Source organism: Massilia sp. Root335 (assembly GCF_001425685.1).
Classification (GTDB): domain Bacteria; phylum Pseudomonadota; class Gammaproteobacteria; order Burkholderiales; family Burkholderiaceae_D; genus Telluria; species Telluria luteola.
In genome coordinates this window covers 16901-42367 of sequence record NZ_LMCY01000052.1, presented here as the reverse complement: position 1 = coordinate 42367, position 25467 = coordinate 16901, and the positions used below count along the sequence as shown (strand labels likewise).

Sequence of the window (25467 nt, the reverse complement as noted above, 5' to 3'; positions counted from 1 at the left end):
CAGATTCTCGATGGCCCCATCGTAAGCGCGGGCGTGGCGGCAAACACTTCGGGTCTTGCTTTCGAATTCGCGGTGTTAGAATGGCGCCTCTAATCGCCGAGGTGGCATCCAGAATTCCGGAGAGTAGTTTGGACGAACAGATCGCGCAAGACAGCACGCCCATTTTCCAGCGCATCAAGGACTACCTGCTCGGCGAAATCGCGTCGGGCCGCTGGAAGGAAGGCGACCTGGTGCCCTCCGAGCAGGCGCTCGTGCGCCAGTTCGGCGTCTCGCGCATGACCGTCAACCGCGCGGTGCGCGAACTGACGGCGGAACAGGTGCTCACGCGCCGCCAGGGGTCGGGCACCTACGTCGCGCCCCAGAAATACCAGGCGACGCTGGTCGAGATCCGCAACATCGCCGACGAAGTCCACGCGCGCGGCCACGTGCATGCGAGCCGTCCGCGCCTGCTGGAACAAAGCCCGGCGGGCGAGGCGCTGGCGCACCAGTTCGAACTGGAACCAGGCACGTCGTTGTTCCATTCCCTGATCGTGCACGACGAGAACGGCCGGCCGATCCAGGTCGAGGACCGCTGGGTCAATCCGGCCTGCGCGCCGGCCTACCTGGAACAGGATTTTTCACGCATCACGCCCAACGAACACCTGATGACGGCCGCGCCGCTGCAGGGCGCCACCTACAGCATCGAGGCGCTGCCGGCGCCGCGCGACGTGGCGGAGATGCTCGACGTCGCCCCCGGCACGTCGTGCCTCGTGCTCAAGCGCCGCACCACGTCGAACGGCCGGGTGGCGTCGGTCGTGACGATGTGGCACCCAGGACATTTGTATAAATTCACGGGCAGCGTCGGCTGACGATGCCACTTGGACCACGGCGCGAAAAATAGTTCCGCCCGGGTCGCCACATCGACCGGACTTCCGTGATAATGGCTGCGGTCAATCAGGAACGCTGCGCATGCCGCGGCATATGTTGAGATTTTGTACAAAGCTCACGAACACGTTCCAAAAAAATCGGTTATTATTCCGATTAAACCCCGCCTGACATCCTCTTGCAGCTCTTCCACTATTGAATATTGCACACATCGGCACCACCTTTGTGCAGCAAGCCAGTCTGACAAGTACGGGAACCGGCTGACACTACCGAGCAGGATCGATGAAGGTCCAAGAAGACCTGCAGGGATTAATTGACCTACCTCTCACTGAGGAAAACATGAGCGAAAACATCAAACACATCAGCGATGCATCTTTCGAAACCGACGTGCTGAAGTCCGAGCGTCCGGTCCTCGTCGACTTCTGGGCCGAGTGGTGCGGCCCTTGCAAGATGATCGCGCCGATCCTGGAAGAAGTCGCGAAAGAATACGATGGCAAGCTGCTGATCGCGAAGATGGACGTCGATGCGAACCAGGCCGTGCCGGCCAAGTTCGGCATCCGCGGCATTCCGACGCTGATCCTGTTCAAGAACGGTGTCGCAGCCGCCCAGAAAGTCGGCGCCATGGCAAAAGGCCAGCTGACTGCTTTCATCGATAGCAACATCTGATACCATTGGTGGCGGCAGCGCGCCCGCACTGCCGCCTGTTCCGGACCGGGTAGGCGATCGATTCCGATCCTATCCCTTTGATTAACCCACGCAGTCCCCTCCCCTACCTTTACATTCCCGTCACGGGACACCCGACACATGCACTTATCTGAACTGAAGGCAATGCACGTCTCCGCCCTTCTGGAGATGGCGATCAGCCTGGATATCGACAACGCAGCTCGCCTGCGCAAACAAGAACTGATGTTCGCGATCCTTAAAAAGCGCGCGAAACAAGGCGAACAGATTTTCGGCGACGGTGCGCTCGAAGTGTTGCCGGACGGGTTCGGTTTCCTGCGTTCGCCGGATGCGAGCTACATGGCTTCGACGGACGACATCTACATCTCGCCGTCGCAGATCCGCCGCTTCAACCTGCATACGGGTGACTCGATCGAGGGCGAAGTACGTACGCCGAAAGACGGCGAGCGCTACTTCGCGCTGGTGAAGGTGGACAAGGTCAACGGCGAATCGCCGGAAGCCTCGAAGCACCGCATCCTGTTCGAAAACCTGACCCCGCTGCATCCGAACGAGCCGCTGCGCCTCGAGCGCGACATGAACGGCGCGGAAAACATCACCGGCCGCATCGTCGACCTGATCTCGCCGATCGGCAAGGGCCAGCGCGGCCTGCTGGTCGCCTCGCCGAAGTCGGGCAAGTCGGTCATGCTGCAGCACATCGCCCACGCGATCACCGCCAACCACCCGGACTGCACGCTGATCGTGCTGCTGATCGACGAACGTCCCGAGGAAGTCACGGAGATGCAGCGCTCGGTGCGCGGCGAAGTCGTGGCGTCGACGTTCGACGAACCGGCCACCCGCCACGTGCAGGTCGCGGAAATGGTGCTGGAAAAGGCCAAGCGCCTCGTCGAGATGAAGAAGGACGTCGTGATCCTGCTCGACTCGATCACCCGCCTGGCACGCGCCTACAACACCGTGATCCCGGCGTCGGGCAAGGTGCTGACCGGCGGTGTCGACGCCAACGCGCTGCAGCGTCCGAAGCGTTTCTTCGGCGCCGCCCGTAACGTCGAGGAAGGCGGCTCGCTGACCATCGTCGCGACCGCGCTGATCGAGACCGGCTCGCGCATGGACGACGTGATCTACGAGGAATTCAAGGGCACCGGCAACATGGAAGTCCACCTCGAGCGCCGCCTGGCCGAGAAGCGCGTCTACCCGGCGATCAACCTGAACAAGTCGGGCACCCGCCGCGAGGAATTGCTGATCAAGCCGGACCAGTTGCAGAAGATCTGGATCCTGCGCAAGCTGCTGTACTCGATGGACGAGATCGAGGCGATGGAGTTCATCCTCGACAAGATGCGCGCGACCAAGAACAACATCGAGTTCTTCGACCTGATGCGTCGCGGCGGCTGATTCCAGTCGCAGGCATCCCACGAAAAGGCGAGTCGTACTCGCCTTTTCTGCTTTTTGCGCTACGATTCATTTAGGTCAAGTCCCGGGGTGGTCAGGCGCGGAGAATCCGCACCGAGACCACCACCAGGAGATTCACATGACTCCCCACGAATTGCATGACGCCCCGGCGCAGCGCAACAAGGAGTTGCTGCTCGACCGCCGGCTGACTGTCCTCGAAACGCGCTTCGATACGACAATGACCATGCTGCCCAACAAAGCCGACCTCTCGGAACTGAAAGCCGAACTCAAGACCGACATCCATGGCGAAGCCGCCCGTCTGAGCAAATGGATGGCGGCAACAGCCGTCACGATGGTCCTGGGCTTCGCCGGCATGATCCTGACCATGATGGGGCGCCTGCACGGCGTCTGAGCGCCGCCGGTTGCCTTGGCGGCACGGCTGGCTTATAATCGCCGGTTCCGTATCCACCCCTGGCAAGTGATCGGCAATCGGGTCAAGAAGCAGGTCGACCGACGAAGTGCCGTTTGGCTACCAACTTAAACCAAGGCAAAACCATGAAGACCGATATCCATCCGGATTACCGCGAAGTCGTGTTCCACGACCTGTCCTGCGATTTCAAATTCATCACCCGTTCGACCATCTCCACCCGCGAAACGATCAATTTCGAAGGTAAAGATTACCCGCTGGTCAAGATCGAGGTGTCCGCTGAGTCGCACCCGTTCTTTACCGGCAAGCACAAGATCGTCGACACCGCTGGCCGCGTTGAAAAATTCCGCCAGAAGTTCGGCACGGTCGGTTCGAAGACCAGCGTCGCCAACGGCTAAGTCCCCGACGAGCGAACACCGGAAGGCCTGCGGCCTTCCAAAGAAGGAAGCCCGCAGGCTTCCTTTTTTTTTCGCGTTACGCTTCGTAGCAATGCCACCCGCGACGCTTTTCCTTGCTCCCCTTATACTACGCGACATTAATTTACTGCATTACTTCGCGCTATCGATGAAACCCGTCCGCCTTCCCGCCGCCGCCACCCTCGCGCTGCCACGCTGGGCTTTGTATGCACTCGGCCTGTTGTACATCCTGCCGGGCCTGATCGGGCGCGATCCGTGGAAGGATGACGCCGCCAGCTTCGGCATCATGTGGACGATGGCGCACGGCGGCATCCACGACTGGCTGCTGCCGAACATCGCCGGCCTGCCGTCGCCCGATGAGGGGCCGCTGACGTTCTGGCTGGGGGCATTGTGCATCAAGCTGTTCGGCTGGCTCGTGGGCGACGTGCTCGGGGCGCGCATCTCGACCATCGGCATCTTCGCGCTGGGCACGATATCGCTGTGGCACACGGCCTTCCACCTGGGCCGGCGTTCGGAAGCCCAGCCGCTGCGCCTGGCCTTCGGCGGCCAGCCGGAACCGGACGACTACGGCCGCACGCTGGCCGACACGGCCGTCCTGATCTATCTCGGCTGCCTGGGCCTGCTGCTGCACAGCCACGAGACGCTGGCCGTCACCCTGCAGGGCGCGCTGCTGTCCTGGTTCCTGTTCCGCGCCGTGCGCTACATCGAGGACGGCACGCCGCGTAACGCCGTGCTCGTCGGCGCCGTGCTGGGGCTGCTGATCCTGACGCGCGGCTTCGCCCCGTCGCTGGCCCTGCTGGCCGCGCTCTACCTGTGCACCCGCTTCCTCAAGCTGCCGACGGCGCCCCTGCTCCGCCACCTCGGCCAGGCCGCCGGCACCGCCCTGCTCATCACGCTCGCGTGGGCCGTGCCGGCCACGCTGGCGCATCCGTACGGCCTGTCGCCCGTCTCCGGCTGGCTGACCTGGAACGCCGAGCAGCTGAGCGTGCCGGGCTGGCATGCGATCAAGGCCTTCTTCCGCGTCGGCATCTGGTATTTCTGGCCGGCCTGGCCGTTCGCCGCCTGGGCCGCCTGGGCCTGGCGCCGCCAGCACGGGCTGCTGCACATCATCCTGCCGACCTGCTTCGTCGGCGTCCTCGCGCTCGTGGTCCTGTGCGACCCCGTGCCGGAACGCGGCGACCTGCTCAAGCTGCTGCCGCCGATGGCATTGATGGCCGCGTTCGGCCTGCCGACGATGAAGCGCGGCGCGATCAATGCGATCGACTGGTTCTCGGTGATGGTGCTGACCCTGCTGGGCGGCCTGGTCTGGATGTTCTGGATCGCCAAGCTGACGGGCTGGCCCGCGCAACTGGCCAAGAACGCCCTCAAGCTGGTGCCGGGCTTCAAGCCGGAATTCGGCATCGTCGCCTTCCTCGTCGCGGCCGCGACGACGGTCGGCTGGATCTTCCTCGTGCACTGGCGCCTGTCGCGCCAACCGTCGGTGCTGTGGCGCGCCGTGGTGCTGTCGTCGGGCGGCCTGATCCTGCTGTGGGTGCTCCTGATGACGCTGTTCCTGCCCGACCTGAACTACGGCAAGAGCTACGCCAGCGTGGCCCAGCAGATCGCCGCGCGCCTGCCGGCCGACGCCGACTGCATCGACACGAACGTCGGCGCACCGCAGCGCGCCTCGTTCGCCTACTTCGGCCACCTGCCCTTCGCCCCCGTCGACGGCGGCGAGTGCCGCTTCCTGCTGCTGCAGGACAGCGTCGCCCGGACGGCCCCCGTTCCGGACAGCGCAATACAGAACGGCGCACCCGTGCGCGGCGGTGCCGCGCTTCCCTTCCACGCACGCGACTGGACGCTGCTGTGGGAGGGCCGCCGCCCGTCCGACCGCGACGAACGCTTCCGCCTGTACCGGCGCGTGCGCTGATCCGCAGCGCGCCGGCGCGCTATCCGTTCAGGACGGACGCCGGATGCGCCTGTCGTCCGCGCGCACGAACTGGCGCCGGCGCCAGGCCAGCGTCGAGCACACGCCCAGGCCGGCCAGCAGCATGCCCCAGGTCTGCGGCTCCGGCACCGGCGAGATCGTCAGGTCGGCGCCGAACGCCCCGCCGCCGACGCCGCGCACCTGCCCATCCACCTGGATCGCGTAGGAACCGCTCGTCAGCCCATAGCCGGAGAGCGACCAGGAATCGGGGGCATCGGTACCGGTCCCGGTCCCGTCGATGCCGGCGATCGCCGTACCGAGCATGGCCTTCGTGACCGGATCGTAGCGATACAGCGAGAAGCCCGTGATCAGGAGGTCCTTGGCCTGCGGCGTGTTGAGGTAGGACGACGTCAGCGAGGCGGCAGCGTCGAATGGCGTGCCGACGTCGAAGGTGAAGATATCGGTGAAGGTGCTGCCGGTGGTCGATTGCGCAAACGTATCGCCGAAATGCGCATTGAAGCCGCCGAGGCCGTCGTCCGCCGTCACGAGCGGCGCCGTGCGATCGACCGTTGCCGCCCCCGCGCCTTGCGCCATGAGGGCTGCGCCCGCGACCACGGCCAGAACGAGAGATTTGAGTGTCATGATAGTTCCGTTGAAAGATTAATCGGACTCGCTATCCAGGAACGCGTGTCTTGCACCGATCCGTCGCCACAGCTTAAATTCCGCAAGCCTGACCAACCGTTAGGTCTCGCACAAATTTCACTCATTTCTGTTCAGAAAAGAATTTTCCTTCTAGGAATTTTTCGTTCTAAAAACAGTTCATTTCGGAAAAAGCGAGTTTGAGGGAAGTCAATCCGCTGCGAAGGCGCTTGATCAAAATGGAGTATGCGGCCGGTCCCAGCCGTCGTTCAACGAAAGGACTCTCCATGAAAAGCGTGACGTTTTCCGAGATCGAGCGCGTCCGGAAGGGACCGCATCGCCCATCCCCGGCCGTCCCCGTCCAGCGCGCGGCGCTTTTATTGCTGAGCATGGTGCTGGGCCTGCCCGCCCTTGTCCTCGCCTTCCACCTGATCGATCCGACGGCGCCGCTCGGCTACATCGTCGTGCCGGTGCTGCTGGGCGGCCTGCTGCCGGCCGTCGCGCGGACGCTTCCCGGCCGGTTCGAGGTCACGACGCGCTTCTCCGCCTGCCACCTGGTCGGCACGCTGGACGACGCCATGGAGCGGCTCGGCTATGCGGCGGACGAACGCAGTCCCGGCACCGTGCGCTACCGCATGCGCACGGCGCGCTGGCCGACATGGCGGGGCGCCGACATCACGGTCACCGTGCGCGATCACATGCTCGAAGTCACCGGCCCGATGTGCACGCTGCGCGCCCTGCGCGGCCAGCTCAGCTGCTGAGCCTGGCCTCGCCGGCCGGCCTCACACCTTCATCGGCAGGATCACCATCTGCAAGCCTTCCAGGTGCAGCCGGCGCTGCACCGCCAGTGACGCCTGGTTGTGCAGCAGCCGCGTGAACCAGTTGTCGGATGCGAAGATCAATTTACTGGTGAAGAAAATGGTGTTCGGGTACTCGCGGTTGATCTGCTCGCACATGCGGGTCACTTCTTCCACCGCGTCCGTGCCGAAGCCGATGTAGGACGCCGACGCCATCCCATGGCTCTGGCAGAAATCGACGAAGTATTCCAGCGTCCGCGCCGCATCCTTGCGCATCTTTTCGAGCGCACCCTCGCCGCCGTACGCGTGCGAGTCGACCGTGCGCGCGTTCACGAACAGGAAGTTCTTGAAGTGGCCGGGGAACATGCGCAACACCCACAGCAGCGCATGCAGGCCACCGCCACGGGAATTACCGACGATGAACACGGCCGTCTGCGCCTCCGGCTCCGGCTCGGCGACTTCCTTCACCGGGCCGAACGGCTGGTTGGCGAACACCCGGTCGACCGAGCGGATGGCGCGCTTGGTTTCGCGGTAGTGGTTGCGGATGAAGATGCACAGGCCGGCGATGGCGGCGATGATGAGCGCCGTGGCCCAGCCGCCCTGCGTGAAGCGCTCGACGAGCAGCACGGCCAGGATGCCGGCGCAGATCACGAAACCGACCAGCGACAGCAGGAAGCGCCGCACCCAGCGCACATTGTCGGTGTCCTTGCGATGGCGCCACCAGTACAGGCACAGGCCGAACAGCGAGATCGCGAACGTCAGGAACACCGAGATCGAATACAGCACGACGAGCAGCGTGACCTGGCCGCGCGTCCAGAACAGGATCGCCAGCGCGGCGATGCCCATCACGAGGATACCGTTCTGCGTCACGAGGCGCGTGGACAGGTAGCGGAACTGGTGGGGCACCCACGAATCCGACGCCATGTTCGACAGCACCGACGGCCCGCCCAGGAAGCCCGTGTTGGCCGCCACGAACAACAGCCCGGCCTCGAAGGCGAGAGCGACGGCGAGCACTACCTGGTTCACCAGTTCGCTGCCGAGGCCCATGTGGGCGATGATGCGGCGGAACGTGGTCGCGTTCAGCGTCTCGCCGGCCGTCGGCCGCGCATCCCACAGCAGGTACAAGAGGATGATGCCGCCGGCCGTGATCGCCAGCGACAGCGCCATGTAGAACATCGTCACCTTGCCCGTGCGGACGCGCGGCTCGGCCAGCAGGTTGACGTTGTTCGACACGGCCTCCAGGCCCGTATAAGTACCGCCGCCCTGGGAATACGCGAGCAGCAGCATGCCGGCCACGCCGGTCCAGCCGATCTGGCCGGCGAGCGAGCCCGTTTCGGCCATCGTATTCGGCAGCAGCTGCGGCAGGTGCGACGCGTGCGCCACGATGCCGTACACGATCAGCACGATGTGCGTGGCGACGAAGCCGAGGAAGATCGGCAGCAGGATCTGGATCGCCTCCTTCAGCCCGCGCAGGTTCATCACGATCAACAGGCCGATGAAAAACGCTTCGGCCCAGAGTTTATAAGGCTGGAAGCCGAGCGGCAGGAACGACGCGAGCGCATCGACGCCGGACGCGATCGAGATCGCGATGGTGAGCACATAGTCGAGGATCAGCGCGCAACCGGACACGAGACCCAGGTACGGCCCGACGAGCTTGGTGGCCACACGGTAGCCGCCGCCCCCGGTCGGGAACAGCTCGATCACCTGGTTGTAGGCGAGCGCGATGATGAACACCGTGACGGCGGTGGCGACGGCCATGTACAGGCCGAGGTGCGTATGGGGACCGAGCGCGCGAAAGGTTTCTTCCGGACCGTACGAGGAGGAGGACAGGCCGTCCGCCCCGAGCCCGACCCAGGCCAGGAAGGCGACCAGGGCCATCGAGTGGCGCGTCTCGCTCTTCATGGGATCGAGCGGCTTGCCGAGGATGATCTCGCGTATTTTCTTATTCTTCATCGTCCAGGCCGCTTCAGGGCGGCGCGTTAGCTCAAGTAGGCGAGATCATACGCCGGAACGCCCCCTGCGCCCACTGCCGGCAATACGCCATCCTCGCGCGCTGGTCAGTTTGGCATCACATGTGCTAATATGCGCGCCTGCGCTTGCAGCCTCTGTGGCGGAATTGGTAGACGCACTTGACTCAAAATCAAGCGCCGAAAGGCGTGCCGGTTCGATTCCGGCCGGAGGCACCAACAGCTTGCATCGCACGACCCCTCAAAATCCCGCAATCTACTGTTTCTTCAATACTTTCAGGGATTTAGCCCTTCAGTCCCTTGTGCTGAAGATCCGCACATTACCGCAAATCGCCGCATCTTCCGTCGATCAATTACGCACAAATTACGCGGCATTTACGCCTGACTTACCACTCTTTGGTCACGTCGATCGAATCCCCCGCAATTTGGAGGTGGTAGGACTCATACCCCTGCTCGTCCACGACCAGTAGCAATTCTGAACCGTCAGAGAACTTCAGGCTGAGTTGATTGTTAGCTTGGCGTTCAACTGAGGTAATCTCCTGTCCGAGGAGCGGAAGCAGATGAGCCGCCTTCAACGACAGATCCGCATTGCGAGCAGTGATGATCTCTCCCGATGGCGTTTCGAGCCTGAAGCCAGCTTCGATCCAGATAGATGCGCCGTCTTCGTATTTTGGTGTGCCAGCCACTACGGCTCGAACTCGTGTAAATGCCATGGCAAGGGAGTGGCGTCCGATCGAGATGTTTGCCAGTTCTTGGGCTACGAAATCCTGCAAGGGGAAATCATCGGGAATTGAAAATCCAGGCATTGGTTTCTCTGAAAAGATCAGGTACAGGTACGCAGAATTTACGCGCCAGGGCTATAAGCAGTTGATTTTATTGTAGTTCGGATTCCGGCCGGAGGCACCACCTACTCATCTGTAGTAGTCCCGCAAAGTCCAAGAAACCGCGTTTCTCCCTCTGGGAACGCGGTTTTTTTGTGCGCCGAAGTTTGAGCTCGTCCATTACCAGCCCGCGTTTTTGTATCCATACTTTGTTCACGGATGCCGAACGCCAAACGTCATGGACCTAAAATGCCTAAAGCGTCTGCGGGCGAGTCCGATCTCAGTCCCCAATTGCAAGCAAGCGTCGCAGCGTCGCTATCACCTCATCTAGGCCCGGGGCTTCAAGCTTGCTTTTGGAGAGAAACGCGCGCCACTGCTGCTGCTTGACCGGGCTCGCCAAAAAGGCGCTGCTCAGCCCCATCGGGACGGTCGCAGGCACTTCGGTTCGTCGGCGCGCGAACGTCGCCTGAACAGCTTGTCGCAGGACAGCGGCATCGATCTCGACATAGGTCGCAAGGAACCAGAGATCAAAGTAATCTTTCATGCGCGTATTCGCCATGCCGAGGCTGACGATCGCTTCGTACTTCTCTGCGATCACGGTGTACACCGGATAGGCGCGCAGCGACGGTGCCTCGACATCGTCCAGAAGAGCCGGGAACTGCACGAGTTCCGGAGCCGGCGTGACGGCATCGCCGTAGCCCACATCAATCTGCACCGAGCAGCGTGCATTATCCAGAGTGCCGGTCAGGGTGACGCGCACGCCCTCATAATTCGCCTCTTTGCGAACCGGTGCCGCCCGCACGCTCGCGTGGTCGAAGAGGATGCCATCATCGGACGACGTCGTGCAGACCTGCTGAAAGACCGCGATCAAATGGTCGATCTCCGAGGGACCAAACCCGAGGAGGTCGATGTCCCGGGTTGGCCGATGCGGCTGGTCGAACCACAGGTCGAAGAGCAGCGCACCCTTCAACAGGAACTGGTCGGCCCACGGCGATACGCTCAATCGGTACAGCAGGCGTTCAAGCGAATACCGCGTCAGCATCAGGTTAAAGTCCGCCCTCTCGGCGCGTGCGCGGTTCAGTAGGCGCGCGCGGATGGATGCGGCGCGATTCGTCACCTTCATGCTACCCCTACGGTTTCCAGGTACGGACGCATGACGTTCGCCACCCTACAGATCTCGGCGTAGCGCCACAGTTCATCCATCGTTGTGCGCTTACCGTTCCAGGCTTCGCGCAGCGCTTCCAGGGCGACGTCGAGACCGATCTTATTGCGGAATTTGAAGCAGTCGGCAACCGTCTTCGCCACGCCGAACACGCGCACCTGCGTACCGGCGACATCGACCGTCTCCACACCTTCGGTCATCGCCGGTCCGGACATGCGAATCACGCGCAGAGGTGGATAGTCGAAGCGCGGCGCGTGGGCCTTGTGCGGGATGGCGAGCCACACGTCGGAGGACTGCTGCGTCGTCAGGTCGTGGAAGCGCAGCGCGGACAGCAGACATAGCACGCCATTTTCGCTGCGCGCGGCCACTTCGGCGAAGGTGTCGTAGGCAGATGCTGCGCGGTCGGGCAGAACATACAAGCCGCGACCAAGCTTGAGCAGCTTGCCTTCATCGGTCAGCGACGCGAGGAGCGCGCGCGATGCGCCGGCACTGTCCACGTCACGGGTACGCAGCACGCCCTTGGATCGCGCCAGCTCAAGAATTCTGTCGGCCTGGTTCATCTCACCAGTCTATACAAAATATAGGTAATTATCCATATTTGCCGAGGTTTTGTTCATCATCTCAGCCGGTGTTGGGCAAACACGCTGCGATTTCGTCATGACGAAATTTGTTATCCCAAACCTGTCAAAAATTGCCCAATTGAAACAAAAATATGGATATTGAACAGTGCCACATTACAATAGCAATCAGCTCAACAGCAGGGACAACAGCCGATGTCCGCCATCCCCTATTACGAACAGCATGCAACTCGGCTGGTTACCCAGTACGAGTCGCTATCATTTGAGGACGTCCACGCGGACCTGATTGCCATACTGCCGGCGCCGGGCAGCACGAGAAGGATGAGCCCCAAACCCAAGCGTCGCGACCGGTGCCGGGCGAGGTCACGGTGGCGCAATTGCGGAAGATTTTCACGGACTCGAAGCGCGCCACCGACGCGTACCTGCAAAGCATTGCGAACGAGGTGAACGCTGACCTGGCAACCTTCAAGCTCGACACACCATTGCGGCGGGCGCACTTTTTCTCGCAGGTGAAGGGTGAAACCGGCAACAGCATGCAACCTGTACGGGAGAGTTGGGAATACTCGCCAGAGGCGCTGCTGAGCTTCAGCGAGTACTATCGGGCGCACCCGAAAGAGGCTGAGCAGGATGGTTACCTCAAGGACCCGAAAAATTCCAAGAAGTTCATCCGGCATGCCGACCAGAACGCCATCGGCAGAAAGCATTTCCTGCGTCTCAACAACAATCGTCTCGACCATCCCGACGACGGCTCCAATTTTCGCGGACGCGGGCTCTTGCAAATTACTGGCTATGAAAAGTATTCATTATTCCCCGCGGAATATTCGCGCTATTGGTCCGGGCCGGTGCCCAACTGCGTCGACGATCCCGACTTGATTGTCAAGTATCCTTACTCGATTCGTTCGGCGATCTGGTTCTGGATGAAATACAAGGTGTACGAAGTGGCGGACAAAGGCGCCACGCACCAGGTCGTCGCAAAAGTCACCCAGCGGGTCAACGGCGGCAACAACGGCCTGAAGGAACGTCGGGAAGCGTTCGACGTCGCCTATCCCGCTTTTAAGTGAAAACGAAATGAACAACATGAAAAAACTGTTTGCATCTCTGGCGGTGGCCAGTGCCTGCTTGAGCATAGTGCCCGCTGACGCGGCAACCCCATCGTCGAAAATAGAGAGCGTGACACTGAGCGCCGTGCGCAAGCCGCCAACACGCTACGAGGGGACCCTGTCCAACAAGCGCATCCTGATGGTGCTGTCACAGGAAGGAACGACCGTTGAGGGGGCCTACGCCTACATGAAGCAGGGTGCGCACGACGCGCCCCGCTGGATCGACCTGAGCGGTACAGCGAATGCCGCGGGCGGCGTCACGCTGGTCGAGAAGTTCAAGGATAAAGTGACCGGCCAGTTCGACGGCAAAATCGCCGGCAACATCTTTTCGGGAACATGGCGTTCGCCGGACGGCAAGAGCCTGGAATTCACGGCGACCGCCGTCGGGGCGGCGGACAACCTCAGGATCGTGGCCCGCGTCGCGAGCACGGGCGGCGACACGAAGTTGAAGGGGCTCGACATCTATCGCGACCAGAAGCTGACGCAATCGATCCCGGCCGACGCAAACATCTTCACATCGCTCTCGAATCTCCATTACGACAATCGCGACCTGAATTTCGACGGTTATCCCGATCTCGCGGTACCGGTCGAGAACGGCGAACAGCTCTACTGGCTGTACGACCAGGCACAACACCGTTACGTGGACGCGCCGGCGTCGCTGCGCGACATTAACGTCACGCACACGCGGTACAGCACCGATGAGATCTACGAGGAGTACAGCGGCGGATCCAAGTACAAAGGCATGAACGTCTACAAATATACAGACGGCAAATACTGCCTGATCGAGGAAAACATGGTGTCCGGCGACCCCGAGAAGGCCAAGATCAGCAAGAAAAAATATCCGGTCTCGCAATGCAAGGCCAAGGAAGACTGATGGCGCGCGAGATAGCGATGCGCTCCAGTCGACGTCATTCCGCCATCGGCAGAACCCCATGACGAACGCGGGCTTCGTACGCGTTGGCGACAAGACCGAGTGTGGCGGCACCGTGCTCGAAGGCGATGCCACCTGCGTCAGCCACGGGCGCGCTTACGCTTTCCAGGGCGCGCGCGTCTCCTGCCGCAAACGCTGCGTGATCGCCGAGGGCGACATGCGCCACATCCTCTCCAACGGGCGACCGCGCGTCGTGCATGGCATGAAGACGAGCGGTGGATGCGTCTGCGAATCCACGCTGAACGGCACCGATGGTATTGGCAGCGGTGCGTGAGCGGATCGGCCCGGCCGACGTACGCAAAGCGCAGGCCGCCGCGTATCTCGTCGTCTTCTCCTGGCCATCTCTCCCGGGGAAACGACAGTGAACTAACATCGTCGACAAGGGTCAAAGTGATCAGCGGGATTCCGCATTCGAAAACCGCACCCATACCCTAACCGGCTTTGTATCCATGCGTGTACCCATGCCACAGCTGAGCCCGCAACGAAAACCCAGCAGCCACGCGGCTTCCAGCAAACTCATCGATTCCGGCCGGAGCACCAAAACACTGCATCACCACGCATCACCACGCAGCACCACGATCAAAACCCGCGGCTCTCATGGAGGACGCGGGTTTTTTGTTGTGCTGCGCCGTGCTTGGTCACGGCTTCGGTATGGGGCAATCCGCGCAGCGATCCGCGGTTGCAGCGCAACCGCAAACGGTCTTGAGGGCTGGCACCGGCAACGGCGGCGAGTGGCAAAGGCGCCGTGATGTCATCCACGAGTCAAACCGGGCCCTGCGTAGAATCCGGGAGCCGTTCCCTTCCAACGGGTGCCCCCAAACCGGATCAAGCCGATTTCCGGCGTCGTGCGGCAGCCAGAGCCGCGAGGCTGAGGCCAATCAGCGCGAGCGAGCCAGGTTCAGGCACCGCGTTGTCACGGATGGCTGCCGTGTCCGAGACGCGCACAAAATTATTATTCACCAGATAGGCATACTGGGTGCCAGGATTGGCTGCAACGTTGAGACCGTTCAGTGAGAATACGTAACCGGTCGACGAAGCCGTCACGATGTCGCCAGTGGCAACGACACCGATGGCCGAACCGAAGGCGTCGTGAATCGTCACGAGCAGATCGTTGTGATGCACGTCGTGATAGTCGGCGTAGGCGCCGGTGCAAGTGTTGCCAGTCAATGTTTGCGAGGGGCCGCCGTTTACGTTTGCCAGCACCGATCCGCTCACGTAGTTGCCACAGCTACCCGAATTGGACGCAAAGAAATCTTTAAATACGACGGCGGCGACTTCCCCGCCGCTGGTCACGTTGAAGGACACCGGATCAAATTTCGCCTCGTATTGGTTGCCACCGAGCGAGGTGAGCGTCGGGGTGGCGTGGGCGAGCCCAGCAAACGAAATCAAAGTTGCACCGGCAATCCTGGTCCAAAAGCTGCTCATCTTTAATCCCTAGTCAAGTATTGTTATAAACAGACGGAATTTTTCTGAGCAATAATTATTCCATATCATCTATCTAATTGATTATATTCAACTTGTATTGAATTTTCTTGCGTCGGCAGGGACATACGAACTGAATGTGTAAATGTTTCCGACACCGTGCGCATCGGGATCGGCTTGCCCTGGTTGCGCACGGCGACGATGGCGCGCTCGTGTTCCCGATGCCGTCATGTCGATCGGCACGGCCAGCCTAGTGCGCCGGCAATCCCCAATCGTCATACTTGTGCACGATCGCACGCGTCGTACCGTCGCGCTCCATGGCTTCCAGCGCCCCGTTCATGCGCGCCACCAGGGCATCGGGCACAGCGCGATTGCAGGCCAGGTAGACGCGGATGCGGTTGAACACGAACACCGGCACCACCTTGCCGGCATAACCCATGCGGTCCACCGTCAGGCTGTCGCGGCGGATGCTGGCGGCCCACAGGTCGATGCGGCCCATCATGAGTTTGCGGGGGTTGATCGAATCGATGGGCGCGGGGTCGACGTTGAACCCGTGCGCGCGCAGGAACTGGTCGCGCGCGTCGCCGTTGTAGGTGCCGACGCGGTAGGCGCGCGCGTCGTCCAGGCTGTGCAGGTCGTAGTGGCGGTCGGCGCGGCCCATCATGACCCACTCGGCCTCGCCGATCGGTCCGACCCATTTGAAATGCGGTTCGCGCTCGGGCGTGCGGGTGGTCGAGTAGACGCAGGCGTCGCCGCGTTCCAGCGCGGCCGTGTAGGCGCGCTTCCACGGCAGCAGGTCGATCGAATAGCCGATGCCGGAGCGGGCCATGATCTCGCGCACCATGTCGGTACCGATCCCGGTCACGCGGTCGCCGTCGCGCATGCTGTACGGTGCCGAGGTCTCGGTGGTCAGGTACAGCCGCGGTGCCGGCTCCGCCCGGGCCAATGTGCAGGCCAGCGCCAGCAGTGCGGCAAGAACTGTCGTTTTCATACGTCGCACCCTATGCGGGCGTCCCCGGCGGACGACCCGTTTAACTAGCATAGCAGCAACATCACAAATGCGGCAACGCGTAACAACTCAGCAACATTGTCCGTCTTCCGGTGGCGTCCATGCGACAACTTTCGTGTTCATCCGGCATTTGATGCTGACAGGAAAGACTTTCAGTTCTGAAAATGCCATACTGACGAGTAACAACCAAATTCGTCATTCTCTCGAAAAATCACACGCCATGCTGTCCGTGTTCACGCTCCCTTCCGATCCGTCGCTGCTCAGCTACGGCATGTACACGCCCAAGCTGGTCGCCTTGTCCGTGCTCGTCGCGATCTTCGCCTCCTGGATGGGCCTGCAGATCGCGGGCCAGGCCGCCGCCAACCGCGGGCAGCGCTGGGTCGTCCTCGGCACCGGCAGCCTGGCGCTCGGCGCCGGCGTGTGGGCGATGCACTTCATCGGCATGCTGGCCTTCGACCTGTGCACGGACGTCGACTACGACCCGACCGCCACCATCCTGTCCAGCCTGCCGAGCATCGGCGCCTCGTTCGTGGCGCTGGCGGTCATCGCGCGCAAGCGCCTGAGCGGCTGGGGGCTGCTGGCCGGCGGCGTGCTGGTCGGCGCCGGCATCGGCGTCATGCACTACGCCGGCATGGCCGGCATGCGCATGGGTCTCGAATTGCGCTACGACCCGTTCATGTTCGGGATGTCGATCGTCGTCGCGGTGGTGCTGGCCACGCTGGCGCTGTGGGTGCGCTTCGGCCTGTCCAGCCTGTCGCACCGGCTGAGCGAACAACGGCGCCTGCTGCTCGCCGCCGTCGTGATGGGCTGCGCCATCGCGGGCATGCACTACACCGGCATGGAGGCGGCGCGCTTCGTCGGCCACGTTTCGACGCTGACGCCGCACAGGGCCAGCAACGACACCTTCCTGGCACTGGCGATCACGCTGATCGTCGTCGCCTTCACCGTCTTCGTGCTGGCCGCCAATGCCCTGCTGCGCTACCGCCAGGTATTCCGCGAACTGTCGCGCAGCGAAGCATGGATGCGCGCCCTGCTCACCACCACCGTCGACGGCGTGATCACGGTCGACCGCCAGGGCACCATCCGCGAATTCAACGCCTCGGCCGAGCGCATCTTCGGCTGGAGCCGCGAGGAAATCGTCGGCCAGAACATCCGCCTCGTGATCGGCAACGAGTCCGCGTCCGAGGAAGTCGGCCTGCTGCGCTCGCTGCAGACGGGAGAAATCAGCACCAGCGCGCGCGGCGCCGACGTGACCGGCCGCCGCAAGGACGGCAGCATCGTGCCGATCCGGCGCGCCCTCGGCCATGCGCGCCTCGACCAGCAGGACCTGTTCGTCTGCTTCATCACCGACATCAGCGAGCGGCGCAAGATGGAGCAGGCGCTGCGCGCCAGCGAGCAGCAGTTCCGTTCGCTGATCGGCAACATCCCCGGCATTTCCTACCGCAGCAGCCTGATCGAGGGCGAGCCGCCGATGCTGTTCATCAGCGACGCCGTCGAGCGCGTCACCGGCTATCCGGGCCGCGACTTCCTGGGCGCGGCGCCGCGCCGCACCTTCGCGCCGCTGATCCACGCGGCCGACCGCGTGCGCGTGTCGGAGACGATCGCCACCGCGCTGCGCGAGGACCGCCCCTACCTCGTCGAATACCGCCTGCTGCACGCGGACGGCAGCAGCCGCTGGATGTGGGAGAACGGCACCGGCGTGCGCAACGAGGACGGCGAGCTGTGCTGGCTGGACGGCGTCATCCTCGACATCACGGAACGGCGCCAGATGGAAGACGCGCTGCGCGAAGCCAAGGAAAACGCCGAACAGGCGGCGGCGGCGCGCGCCAGCTTCGTCGCCAACATGAGCCACGAGATCCGCACGCCGATGAATTCCATCCTCGGCTTCACCGACGTGCTGCTGGACGGCGAACTGAACACCGACCAGCGCCGCCACCTGGACACGATCCGCAGCTCGGGCCGCGCCCTGCTGCGCCTGCTCAACGAGATCCTCGACACGGCCAAGCTGGAAAAAGGCGCGGTGGAGCTGGAGCAGAACGACTACAACCTGCTGTCGCTGATCGACGAACTGTCGTCGACGCTGGCGGCGAACGCGCGCGCCAAGGGCCTGCACGTCGACATCCAATACGATCCGGCGCTGCCGACCTGCCTGCGCGGCGACGAGCTGCGCGTGCGCCAGGTGCTCACCAACCTGCTCGACAACGCGATCAAGTTCACGGAAAAAGGCAGCGTCACCCTGCGCGCCGAGTTCAAGGACGAACAGCTGCACTTCATGGTGAGCGACACCGGCATCGGCATCCCGCCGGCGCGCCTCGCCGCCATCTTCGAGCCGTTCACCCAGGCCGACGCCTCGATGACGCGCCGCTTCGGCGGCACGGGCCTCGGCACCACGATCAGCAAGCAGCTGGTCGAGCTGATGGGCGGACACATCTGGGCCGAAAGCGAGCTGGGCCAGGGCACGACGTTCCACGTGGTGCTGCCGCTGGTGCTGGCGCGCTTCGCCCCGCAGCAGCCGCGCGTGCGCACCGCCGCCGCCCTGCCGCCGCTGCGCGTGCTGGTGGCCGACGACGTGCCGCAGAACCTGGAACTGCTGCAACTGCTGCTGGCGCGCCGCGGCCACACGATGACGGCCGTCGGCGACGGCGCCGCCGTCGTCGACATGGCGGCCCGCGAGCGCTTCGACGTGATCCTGATGGACTTCCAGATGCCGACCATCGACGGTCTCTCGGCCACGCGCCTGATCCGCCGCCAGGCCGAAGAAGCCGGCAGCCCGCGCGTGCCGATCATCGCCATGACCGCCAGCGTCCTGGCCGAGCACCGCCGCGCCAGCGCCGAGGCCGGCATGGACGGCTTCGCCAGCAAGCCCGTCGACTGGTTCGCGCTGTCGCATGAAATCGCGCGCGTGCTGGGCCTCGGCCCGGGCCAGCAGGCGGAAGACCTGCCGGCGCAGGAACGCCAGACGCACAACCGCCACGTCGGCCTGCGCCGCTGGAGCGGCAAGGAAGACGCCTACCTCGAAGCACTGGCCCACTTCGCCGCCCAGCACGCCGACCTCGGCGCGACGCTCGCGGCCCACGCCACGGCCGCCGACTACCGCGCGCTGCGCATGCAGGCGCACAAGGTCCGCGGCATCGCCGCCAACCTCGGCCTGGAACTGCTGGCCGACGCGCTGGCCAATCTGGAAGGCCTCGTCGACAGCGACAGCGGCAAGCTGTATCCCGGCGCCGAGACTGCCCTGGACGCGGCGCTGGACGGCCTGGGCAGCCTGCTCGAGGCATCGCTGGATGCGATCCGCGCGGCGCAGCCCGTGCCGGCCGGCGCGTTGTCCGCCACGGCGAAACACCAGGCCGCGCGTCCCGTGGCCGACATGGACCGCGCGCGCCGCGCCGGCAACGTCCTGCGCGACGCGCTCAAGCGCGGCGGCCTGGACGACGCCGCGCTGGCCGGCCTGGCCGCCGCCGCCAGCGGGCATCCGCTGGCCGCGCGCGTGGCCCAGGTGCACGCCGCCATTTCCGATTTCGAGTTCGACCTCGCCCTGCAACAACTTGACGCCATGCTGGCCGCCATCGACGAACCGGCACAGGAGATTATCGAATGACCACCGTCAACCAGCCGCTGATCCTTGCGGTCGACGACGAAGCCAGCAACCTGCAGCTGCTGCGCCAGATCCTGCAAGACCATTACCGCCTGCGCTTCGCCAAGGACGGCCCGCGCGCGCTCGAGCTGGCGCGCGAGGAGTTGCCCGACCTGATCCTGCTCGACGTGATGATGCCCGGCATGAGCGGCTATGAAGTGTGCGCCGCCCTCAAGGCCGACCCGGCGCTGGCCGCCGTCCCGGTCATTTTCGTCACCGCGCTGAACGACACGGACGACGAGCTGGAAGGCTTCGAGGCCGGCGCCGTCGATTACATCACCAAGCCCGTCAGCCCGCCGATCGTGCGCGCGCGCGTGCGCACCCACCTGTCGCTCGTGCGCATGGAAGAATTGCGCGCGTCGCGCCTGGAAATCGTCCAGCGCCTCGGCCTGGCCGCCGAATACAAGGACAACGAGACCGGCCTGCACGTCATCCGCATGAGCCATTTTGCGCGCATCCTCGGCCTGGCCGCCGGCATGACGGAAGCGGAAGCGGACGACCTGCTGCACGCCGCGCCCATGCACGACGTCGGCAAGATCGGCATCCCCGACCGCGTGCTGCTGAAACCCGGACCGCTCGATCCGGACGAATGGAAGATCATGCAGGCGCACGCGCAGATCGGCGCCGAGATCATTGGCCGGCACGAGCACGGCGTGCTGGCGCTGGCGCGCAACATCGCCCTCACCCACCACGAGAAATGGGACGGCACCGGCTACCCGAACGGCCTGGCCGGCGATGCGATCCCGCTCGAGGGCCGCATCTGCGCCGTCGCCGACGTGTTCGACGCCCTGACGTCGATCCGGCCCTACAAGAAAGCGTGGACGGAAGAAGAAGCGCTCGACTTCCTCGTCAAGCAGAAGGGCCGGCATTTCGATCCGGTGCTGGTCGACCTGTTCCTCGCGCAGATGCCGGCCATCCGTGCGATCCGTACGCGCTGGGCGGAGGAAAATGTGGCGCCGACGCCGACGCCGACGCCCGTACCGATACCCGTGGCGGCCTGATTTGTTCGCGTGCTGCGGTGGGCACCCTGTGCCCACGCGGACGTGCGCGACGTGTTGACGTTACCCGAGCCGGGGCGCCGCAGTGAATTGCACTTCCGCCTTGCGCGCCACCAGTTCCTGGTACAGGCGTGCGTAGTTGTCGGCCATCTGCGCCGACGTGAACAGCTGCCAGTACCGTGCCTCGGCCCGCTGCCCCATCTCCTGCGCCATCTGCGGATCGTTCCACAGCCTTTGCATGGCCGCGCGCAAGGCGTCGTGGTCGGACGGCGGCACGACCAGGCCCGTCTCGCCGTGCACGTTGATGTAGGTGGTGCCCGTGCCGATCTCGCTGGAGATCATCGGCTTGCCGTACATCGCGCCTTCCAGCAGCGAGATGCCGAACGCTTCCGAACGCAGGTGCGACGGGAAGGCGACCGCGTAGCACAGCTTGAGCAGCGCGGCCTTGTCGACGTCGTCCACGGCGCCCACGAACTGCACGCGCGTGAGGCCCAGGCGTGCGGCGTGCGCCTTGAGTTCCGCCTCGATCGGCCCCGCGCCGACGATCACGACCGGGTAGTCGGTGCCGGCCACGGCGTCGAGCAGGATGTGCAGGCCCTTGTAGTAGCGCAGCACGCCCACGAACAGGAAGAATTTCGGACCGACCCGCGCGCGCCAGTGGTCCAGGTGCGCCTGGTCCGGTTCCGGATAGCTGGTCTTGTCGAGGCCGAAGGTGATCACGCGCGTCTTGTCGCGGTAGCCGTCGAGCACGGCCGACGATGCGAGGTAGTTCGGCGACGTGGCGACGATCGTGTCGACGCTTTTCAGGAAACGGTGTTTCAGCGGCTGGTACAGCTTCAGCAGCGCTTTCTGGCGCACGATGTCGGAGTGGTACGTCACGACGGTCGGCTTGTCGATGCGCGCCAAAAAGTGCGCCACGTCCATGAAGGGCCACGGGAAGTGGTAATGCACGACGTCGGCCTCCGCCGCCATGCGCGCCAGCTTGCCGATCGCCTGCACCGACACCGCATTCGACGCCACTTCGAAATTCAGGGGCACGCGGTGCACCGTATGGCCTTCGTAGTCGAAGGGTTCCAGGCGGCGGTCGCGCGACAGCGACAGCACCTGATTCGTGATGCCCAAGCGCCCTGTCCCCACGCACATCTGACGGATGACCTGTTCGACCCCGCCTACCGAATCCGGGTAATAGGTCTTGTAGAAGTGGAGGACACGCATGGGTTTTGACATGTATACGGTCGGTTCGTCAGAGGAGGGAGCGGTAGACGGCGGCCGTCAGCCGTGCCGTCGCGTTCCAGGTCAGCTGGAGGGCGCGTGCCCGTCCGGCCGTGATGCAGCGCGACCGCACGGCGGATTCGCGCGCCAGCGTGAGCATGGCGTCGGCGATCGCGCCCGTGTCGAGCGGATCGACCTCCAGTGCCGCGCCGGCCGTCACTTCCGGCAGCGACGTCGTGTTCGACGCGACGACCGGCACGCCGGACGCGAACGCTTCCACCACCGGGATGCCGAAGCCCTCGTACAGCGAGGCGAACACGAACACGCCCGCGCCCGCGTACACGTGGCGCAGCTCGGTATTGTCGGTGAGGTGGTTCAGCCACACGACGTCGGCGCCATCCTGCACGGCGGCGGCGATGCGGCGCAGCACGTCTTCCGAGCGCGCGCCGGCACTGCCCACGATGACGAGCTGGCGCTCCGCGCGCACGGCGGCCGGCAGCGACAGATAGGCGTCCAGCAGGCGTTCGACGTTCTTGCGCGGCTGCAGCGTGCCCACGAACAGGAAATACCCGGGCCGCAAGCCGTTGACCCGCAACGTCGTCGCCACGGCGTCCGCCGGCGGCGGGTTCAGCCATTCGTCGTCCACGCCGCAGGGCACGACGGTGATGCGGCGCTCGTCGATGCCGAAGCAGTCGACCAGTTCGTCGATGGCGAAGTGCGACAGCGCGATCACGTGGTCGGCCTTTTGCGCGGCCTTGCGCTGCAGCCAGTTCTTCAACCCGCGCATGCGCGGGTTGCACCATTCGGGATGCTTGACCGGCAACGCATCGTGCAGGCTCGCCACGACCGGGCAATCCATGCGCACGACGCGGTAGTCCGTCACGTGGAACACGTCGACCGGCATGTGCACCCGGTGCGCGCCGGGCGTCACCAGGTCGACGAAGGATGCCCGCTCGAACGTGTGGGGCAGCGCCGCGCCGGCCGTGACGGGGCCGGCACTGCGCAGGCGCGGCCAGGAATACGGCGCCATCGCGCAACCGGCGCGCGGCAGGTGGCGCAGCAGCGCCTGCGTATAGACGCCGATGCCGTCCAGGTGCCCGCCCGTGAAGGCCGGCTCGATCATGGTCGTGCCGATGCCGATGCGCAGGTCGGGCTGCGCCGCCGCGTCGTTCGCCGCGGTGGCGGCGCCCGGCACGGTCCGGACGCGGTCCTGCAGCCCGGTCGCACCGTCCGGTCGTCGTTTGGGGAGGCCCAGTTCGATCATGGTCGCATCCAGGGCGGTCGGCACCGTGCTCACGCCCGGTACATCCAGCGCAGCGTCTCGACCAGCGGGGTGGGCTCGATGGCGCCGATCGCACCCGCCAGCTTGGCGTTGCTGCCGGACAGCGTGAGCACCTCGTTGGCGCGCACGAAGGCCGGGTTGACGTGTACTTCGATGCGGTAGCCGGCGATGTCGCTCATCATGTCGACCAGGCTTTCGAGCGAATGCGAGCGGCCGGAGCAGACGTTGAAGACTTCCCCGGCGGGCGCCGCCGCGAGCAGGCGGCGGTAGCTTGCGACGACCGTGCGCACGTCGGAAAAGTCGCGCGCGACGCCCAGGTTGCCCAGTTCGATGCGGCGCGCGCCCTTGCGGAAGTGCGACACGATCTTGGGCAGCAGGAAGTTCTCGGTCTGGCCGACGCCCGTGTAGTTGAACGGGCGCGCGATCACGATCGGCAGCTTGTCCATCCACAGGCGCGCCATGTATTCCATCGCGAGCTTGCTCACGGCGTAGTCGTTGGCCGGCGCGGGTGCCACGAATTCGTCGATCACGGGCACGTCGGCATTGCCGTAGATGTTGGCCGACGAGGCGAGCAGCACGCTGGACGGCTTGTGCGAACCGTTCGCCAGCGCTTCCAGCAGGTTGCGGGTGCCGACCACGTTGACGCGGTACATCTGCTCGGCGTCGTTGTGGGCCACGAACGCGATGGCGGCCAGGTGGGCGACCACGTCCGGCCGCACCTGTTCGATCACGGCGGCCAGCGCGGCGCGGTCGTTCAGGTCGACGGTGAAGATGTCCGGTCCGGTCTCGTCGCCCGGCAGCACCGTGCCGTAGACGTGATAGCCCGCCGCGGTCAGCTCGCGCGCCATGTAGTAGCCGGTGAAGCCGCGCAGGCCAGTGATCAGGGCGCGCTTGCCCTCGCCTTCGCGCGGTTCGCTCAGCGGCCCCATCATACGGACGAGATCTTCCGTGACCATGCGGTTCATGTCAGAACGAGAATCCGGTTTCGTTGCGACGCAGGTCGGCGTCGACCATCATCTGGCACAGCTGTTCGAGCGACGTCCCGGCCTTCCAGCCCAGTTCGCGCTGCGCCTTGGACGGGTCGCCGATCAGCAGCTCGACCTCGGCCGGACGGTAGAACTTGGGCGACACGCGCACCAGCAGCTTGCCGGTACGGGCGCAATGCCCCGTTTCCTGCTCGCCCGCGCCCTTCCATTCGATGTCCAGATTGGCGCCGCGGAAGGCCATGGTGACGAAGTCGCGCACGGTTTCGGTGCGGTTGGTGGCCAGCACGAAGGTGTCCGGCTCGTCGGCCTGCAGGATGCGCCACATGCCTTCCACGTATTCGCGCGCATAGCCCCAGTCGCGCTTGGCGTCGAGGTTGCCCAGCTCCAGGACGTCGAGCTTGTTCAGGACGATCTTGGCGACGGAGTCCGTGATCTTGCGCGTGACGAACTCGCGGCCGCGCAGCGGCGATTCGTGGTTGAACAGGATGCCGGAGCTGCCGAAGATGCCATAGGACTCGCGGTAGTTCACGGTCATCCAGTGGGCGTACAGCTTGGCCACGCCGTACGGGCTGCGCGGGTAGAACGGGGTCGACTCGACCTGGGGCACGGCCTGCACCTTGCCGAACATCTCGGACGTCGACGCCTGGTAGAAGCGCGCCTTCGGATGCACGATGCGGATCGCTTCGAGCAGGTTGACGGCGCCGATGCCGGTGATCGACGCGGTGGTCACGGGCTGCTCGAACGAGACGCCGACGAAGCTTTGCGCGGCCAGGTTGTACACCTCGTCGGGACGCGAGGATTCGATCAGGCGGATGCTCGAGGAGAGGTCGGTGAGATCGTATTCGACGAGGGACAGGTTGGGATGCTGCTCGATACCGAGTTCGGCGATGCGCCAGAAGTTAACCGAGCTGGACCGGCGGAAGGTGCCGGTCACGTGGTAGCCCTTTTCCAGGAGTAGTTGCGCCAGATAGGCGCCATCCTGCCCGGTAATACCGGTGATCAGGGCCTTTTTTGTTGTTTGCATGTTCTTGGTGATCCAGTGGTGGTCCGTGACGGCCGCCGCGGCAGCCGAGGCGGGACGGCATGCGGGATGTCAGCCGCATGTGGCGCGGACCGGTAAATTTCCGACAACCTCGCATTGTATCAGAGTGGTGCTTGTATCATTACGCAAGAGAAATCGTGCAAAATATACAATAAGTACTCGTCTATTATCGCCTGAAACCGTATCAGGACGTCGCGTGATTACGCATTG

At 64.1% G+C, this 25467-nt stretch carries 23 protein-coding genes and 1 tRNA gene; 13 read left to right on the top strand and 11 right to left on the bottom strand.

Annotated elements, in window-relative coordinates; genetic code table 11:
* Nucleotides 1–128 precede the first annotated feature (128 nt).
* The 6 genes from hutC (at nucleotide 129) to ASC93_RS26765 (ending at nucleotide 5680) form a co-directional block, all read left to right on the top strand.
* Entirely contained in the window at nucleotides 129–848 is a 720-nt protein-coding gene (gene hutC / locus ASC93_RS26790; RefSeq protein WP_229412885.1) for a histidine utilization repressor, read from the top strand.
* Nucleotides 849–1203: 355 nt separating this feature from the next.
* Nucleotides 1204–1530, top strand: coding sequence for a thioredoxin TrxA (gene trxA, locus ASC93_RS26785; protein WP_036236119.1), 327 nt, complete (start codon nucleotides 1204–1206; stop codon nucleotides 1528–1530).
* 138 nt (nucleotides 1531–1668) lie between these two features.
* The gene (gene rho / locus ASC93_RS26780; protein ID WP_056449963.1) at nucleotides 1669–2931 is read left to right on the top strand and encodes a transcription termination factor Rho; all 1263 of its coding nucleotides are present in this window, start codon (nucleotides 1669–1671) and stop codon (nucleotides 2929–2931) included.
* A 136-nt stretch (nucleotides 2932–3067) separates the two neighbouring features.
* A complete protein-coding gene (locus ASC93_RS26775) occupies nucleotides 3068–3340 on the top strand; it encodes a hypothetical protein (protein ID WP_056449961.1) in 273 nt (90 codons plus the stop codon).
* Between the two features lie 143 nt (nucleotides 3341–3483).
* Entirely contained in the window at nucleotides 3484–3753 is a 270-nt protein-coding gene (locus ASC93_RS26770) for a type B 50S ribosomal protein L31 (RefSeq protein WP_056449958.1), read from the top strand.
* Between the two features lie 166 nt (nucleotides 3754–3919).
* A complete protein-coding gene (locus ASC93_RS26765) occupies nucleotides 3920–5680 on the top strand; it encodes a glycosyltransferase family 39 protein (protein ID WP_056449956.1) in 1761 nt (586 codons plus the stop codon).
* A 27-nt stretch (nucleotides 5681–5707) separates the two neighbouring features.
* Here ASC93_RS26765 and ASC93_RS26760 read toward each other — a convergent pair whose 3' ends face one another.
* On the bottom strand, nucleotides 5708–6319 hold the full coding sequence (locus ASC93_RS26760) for an FxDxF family PEP-CTERM protein (protein WP_082548371.1): 612 nt from the start codon (nucleotides 6317–6319) through the stop codon (nucleotides 5708–5710).
* A 284-nt stretch (nucleotides 6320–6603) separates the two neighbouring features.
* Between ASC93_RS26760 and ASC93_RS26755 the strand changes: the two genes are divergently transcribed.
* Complete coding sequence (locus ASC93_RS26755; protein WP_056449952.1) at nucleotides 6604–7077, top strand: hypothetical protein; 474 nt, start codon at nucleotides 6604–6606, stop codon at nucleotides 7075–7077.
* 21 nt (nucleotides 7078–7098) lie between these two features.
* Here the strand turns inward: ASC93_RS26755 and ASC93_RS26750 are convergent, their stop codons facing one another.
* Complete coding sequence (locus tag ASC93_RS26750; protein ID WP_056449949.1) at nucleotides 7099–9066, bottom strand: APC family permease; 1968 nt, start codon at nucleotides 9064–9066, stop codon at nucleotides 7099–7101.
* A gap of 148 nt (nucleotides 9067–9214) precedes the next feature.
* On the opposite strand from ASC93_RS26750, the gene ASC93_RS26745 reads away from it, so the two are divergent.
* Nucleotides 9215–9299: transfer RNA gene (locus tag ASC93_RS26745), tRNA-Leu, on the top strand.
* Between the two features lie 167 nt (nucleotides 9300–9466).
* On the opposite strand, the gene ASC93_RS26740 is transcribed toward ASC93_RS26745, so the two are convergent.
* The 3 genes from ASC93_RS26740 to ASC93_RS26730 form a co-directional block, all read right to left on the bottom strand.
* On the bottom strand, nucleotides 9467–9886 hold the full coding sequence (locus tag ASC93_RS26740; protein ID WP_157202137.1) for a DUF6188 family protein: 420 nt from the start codon (nucleotides 9884–9886) through the stop codon (nucleotides 9467–9469).
* 295 nt (nucleotides 9887–10181) lie between these two features.
* On the bottom strand, nucleotides 10182–11024 hold the full coding sequence (locus ASC93_RS26735; protein WP_056449946.1) for a nucleotidyl transferase AbiEii/AbiGii toxin family protein: 843 nt from the start codon (nucleotides 11022–11024) through the stop codon (nucleotides 10182–10184).
* Complete coding sequence (locus ASC93_RS26730) at nucleotides 11021–11623, bottom strand: type IV toxin-antitoxin system AbiEi family antitoxin domain-containing protein (RefSeq protein WP_056449944.1); 603 nt, start codon at nucleotides 11621–11623, stop codon at nucleotides 11021–11023. The genes ASC93_RS26735 and ASC93_RS26730 overlap by 4 nt, the downstream gene beginning before the upstream one ends.
* Nucleotides 11624–11991: 368 nt before the next feature.
* On the opposite strand from ASC93_RS26730, the gene ASC93_RS26725 reads away from it, so the two are divergent.
* Genes ASC93_RS26725 through ASC93_RS26715 form a run of 3 tightly spaced genes read left to right on the top strand, consistent with a single transcriptional unit; the run spans nucleotide 11992 to nucleotide 13946 of the window.
* Nucleotides 11992–12702, top strand: coding sequence for a hypothetical protein (locus ASC93_RS26725; protein WP_056449942.1), 711 nt, complete (start codon nucleotides 11992–11994; stop codon nucleotides 12700–12702).
* A gap of 7 nt (nucleotides 12703–12709) precedes the next feature.
* Entirely contained in the window at nucleotides 12710–13615 is a 906-nt protein-coding gene (locus ASC93_RS26720; protein ID WP_157202136.1) for a hypothetical protein, read from the top strand.
* Nucleotides 13616–13673: 58 nt separating this feature from the next.
* Nucleotides 13674–13946 (top strand): PAAR domain-containing protein, encoded by a 273-nt coding sequence (locus ASC93_RS26715; protein ID WP_056449938.1) that lies wholly within the window; start codon nucleotides 13674–13676, stop codon nucleotides 13944–13946.
* Nucleotides 13947–14497: 551 nt separating this feature from the next.
* Here the strand turns inward: ASC93_RS26715 and ASC93_RS26710 are convergent.
* Nucleotides 14498–15097, bottom strand: coding sequence for a PEP-CTERM sorting domain-containing protein (locus ASC93_RS26710; RefSeq protein ID WP_056449936.1), 600 nt, complete (start codon nucleotides 15095–15097; stop codon nucleotides 14498–14500).
* Between the two features lie 247 nt (nucleotides 15098–15344).
* Nucleotides 15345–16085 (bottom strand): ABC transporter substrate-binding protein, encoded by a 741-nt coding sequence (locus ASC93_RS26705; RefSeq protein WP_056449934.1) that lies wholly within the window; start codon nucleotides 16083–16085, stop codon nucleotides 15345–15347.
* A gap of 238 nt (nucleotides 16086–16323) precedes the next feature.
* Between ASC93_RS26705 and ASC93_RS26700 the strand changes: the two genes are divergently transcribed.
* Both ASC93_RS26700 and ASC93_RS26695 read left to right on the top strand, forming a co-directional pair.
* The gene (locus ASC93_RS26700) at nucleotides 16324–19701 is read left to right on the top strand and encodes an MHYT domain-containing protein (RefSeq protein ID WP_056449932.1); all 3378 of its coding nucleotides are present in this window, start codon (nucleotides 16324–16326) and stop codon (nucleotides 19699–19701) included.
* Complete coding sequence (locus tag ASC93_RS26695; protein WP_056449930.1) at nucleotides 19698–20738, top strand: two-component system response regulator; 1041 nt, start codon at nucleotides 19698–19700, stop codon at nucleotides 20736–20738. Before ASC93_RS26700 ends, ASC93_RS26695 begins: the two co-directional genes overlap by 4 nt.
* 60 nt (nucleotides 20739–20798) lie before the next feature.
* On the opposite strand, the gene ASC93_RS26690 is transcribed toward ASC93_RS26695, so the two are convergent.
* From ASC93_RS26690 to gmd, 4 genes are read right to left on the bottom strand one after another with little or no spacing between them, the layout of a single operon-like run.
* Nucleotides 20799–21950: a glycosyltransferase family 4 protein gene (locus ASC93_RS26690; protein WP_056449928.1), complete on the bottom strand. Its 1152-nt coding sequence runs from the start codon at nucleotides 21948–21950 to the stop codon at nucleotides 20799–20801.
* A 28-nt stretch (nucleotides 21951–21978) separates the two neighbouring features.
* Nucleotides 21979–23244 carry a glycosyltransferase family 1 protein gene (locus ASC93_RS26685; RefSeq protein ID WP_307189034.1) on the bottom strand — a complete coding sequence of 422 codons (1266 nt, stop codon included), beginning with the start codon at nucleotides 23242–23244 and terminating at the stop codon, nucleotides 21979–21981.
* Complete coding sequence (locus ASC93_RS26680) at nucleotides 23241–24158, bottom strand: GDP-mannose 4,6-dehydratase (RefSeq protein WP_056450159.1); 918 nt, start codon at nucleotides 24156–24158, stop codon at nucleotides 23241–23243. The genes ASC93_RS26685 and ASC93_RS26680 overlap by 4 nt, the downstream gene beginning before the upstream one ends.
* A 37-nt stretch (nucleotides 24159–24195) precedes the next feature.
* Nucleotides 24196–25239 (bottom strand): GDP-mannose 4,6-dehydratase, encoded by a 1044-nt coding sequence (gene gmd, locus ASC93_RS26675; protein WP_056449926.1) that lies wholly within the window; start codon nucleotides 25237–25239, stop codon nucleotides 24196–24198.
* Nucleotides 25240–25467 lie beyond the last annotated feature (228 nt).

What these genes read in the sequence shown, in the direction of transcription:
- trxA (WP_036236119.1), top strand. Translation starts at nt 1,204, where the DNA reads ATGAGCGAAAACATCAAACACATCAGCGATGCATCTTTCGAAACCGAC.
- rho (WP_056449963.1), top strand. Translation starts at nt 1,669, where the DNA reads ATGCACTTATCTGAACTGAAGGCAATGCACGTCTCCGCCCTTCTGGAG.
- ASC93_RS26775 (WP_056449961.1), top strand. Translation starts at nt 3,068, where the DNA reads ATGACTCCCCACGAATTGCATGACGCCCCGGCGCAGCGCAACAAGGAG.
- ASC93_RS26770 (WP_056449958.1), top strand. Translation starts at nt 3,484, where the DNA reads ATGAAGACCGATATCCATCCGGATTACCGCGAAGTCGTGTTCCACGAC.
- ASC93_RS26765 (WP_056449956.1), top strand. Translation starts at nt 3,920, where the DNA reads ATGAAACCCGTCCGCCTTCCCGCCGCCGCCACCCTCGCGCTGCCACGC.
- ASC93_RS26760 (WP_082548371.1), bottom strand. Translation starts at nt 6,319, where the DNA reads ATGACACTCAAATCTCTCGTTCTGGCCGTGGTCGCGGGCGCAGCCCTC.
- ASC93_RS26755 (WP_056449952.1), top strand. Translation starts at nt 6,604, where the DNA reads ATGAAAAGCGTGACGTTTTCCGAGATCGAGCGCGTCCGGAAGGGACCG.
- ASC93_RS26750 (WP_056449949.1), bottom strand. Translation starts at nt 9,066, where the DNA reads ATGAAGAATAAGAAAATACGCGAGATCATCCTCGGCAAGCCGCTCGAT.
- ASC93_RS26740 (WP_157202137.1), bottom strand. Translation starts at nt 9,886, where the DNA reads ATGCCTGGATTTTCAATTCCCGATGATTTCCCCTTGCAGGATTTCGTA.
- ASC93_RS26735 (WP_056449946.1), bottom strand. Translation starts at nt 11,024, where the DNA reads ATGAAGGTGACGAATCGCGCCGCATCCATCCGCGCGCGCCTACTGAAC.
- ASC93_RS26730 (WP_056449944.1), bottom strand. Translation starts at nt 11,623, where the DNA reads ATGAACCAGGCCGACAGAATTCTTGAGCTGGCGCGATCCAAGGGCGTG.
- ASC93_RS26720 (WP_157202136.1), top strand. Translation starts at nt 12,710, where the DNA reads ATGAACAACATGAAAAAACTGTTTGCATCTCTGGCGGTGGCCAGTGCC.
- ASC93_RS26715 (WP_056449938.1), top strand. Translation starts at nt 13,674, where the DNA reads ATGACGAACGCGGGCTTCGTACGCGTTGGCGACAAGACCGAGTGTGGC.
- ASC93_RS26710 (WP_056449936.1), bottom strand. Translation starts at nt 15,097, where the DNA reads ATGAGCAGCTTTTGGACCAGGATTGCCGGTGCAACTTTGATTTCGTTT.
- ASC93_RS26705 (WP_056449934.1), bottom strand. Translation starts at nt 16,085, where the DNA reads ATGAAAACGACAGTTCTTGCCGCACTGCTGGCGCTGGCCTGCACATTG.
- ASC93_RS26700 (WP_056449932.1), top strand. Translation starts at nt 16,324, where the DNA reads ATGCTGTCCGTGTTCACGCTCCCTTCCGATCCGTCGCTGCTCAGCTAC.
- ASC93_RS26695 (WP_056449930.1), top strand. Translation starts at nt 19,698, where the DNA reads ATGACCACCGTCAACCAGCCGCTGATCCTTGCGGTCGACGACGAAGCC.
- ASC93_RS26690 (WP_056449928.1), bottom strand. Translation starts at nt 21,950, where the DNA reads ATGCGTGTCCTCCACTTCTACAAGACCTATTACCCGGATTCGGTAGGC.
- ASC93_RS26680 (WP_056450159.1), bottom strand. Translation starts at nt 24,158, where the DNA reads ATGGGGCCGCTGAGCGAACCGCGCGAAGGCGAGGGCAAGCGCGCCCTG.
- gmd (WP_056449926.1), bottom strand. Translation starts at nt 25,239, where the DNA reads ATGCAAACAACAAAAAAGGCCCTGATCACCGGTATTACCGGGCAGGAT.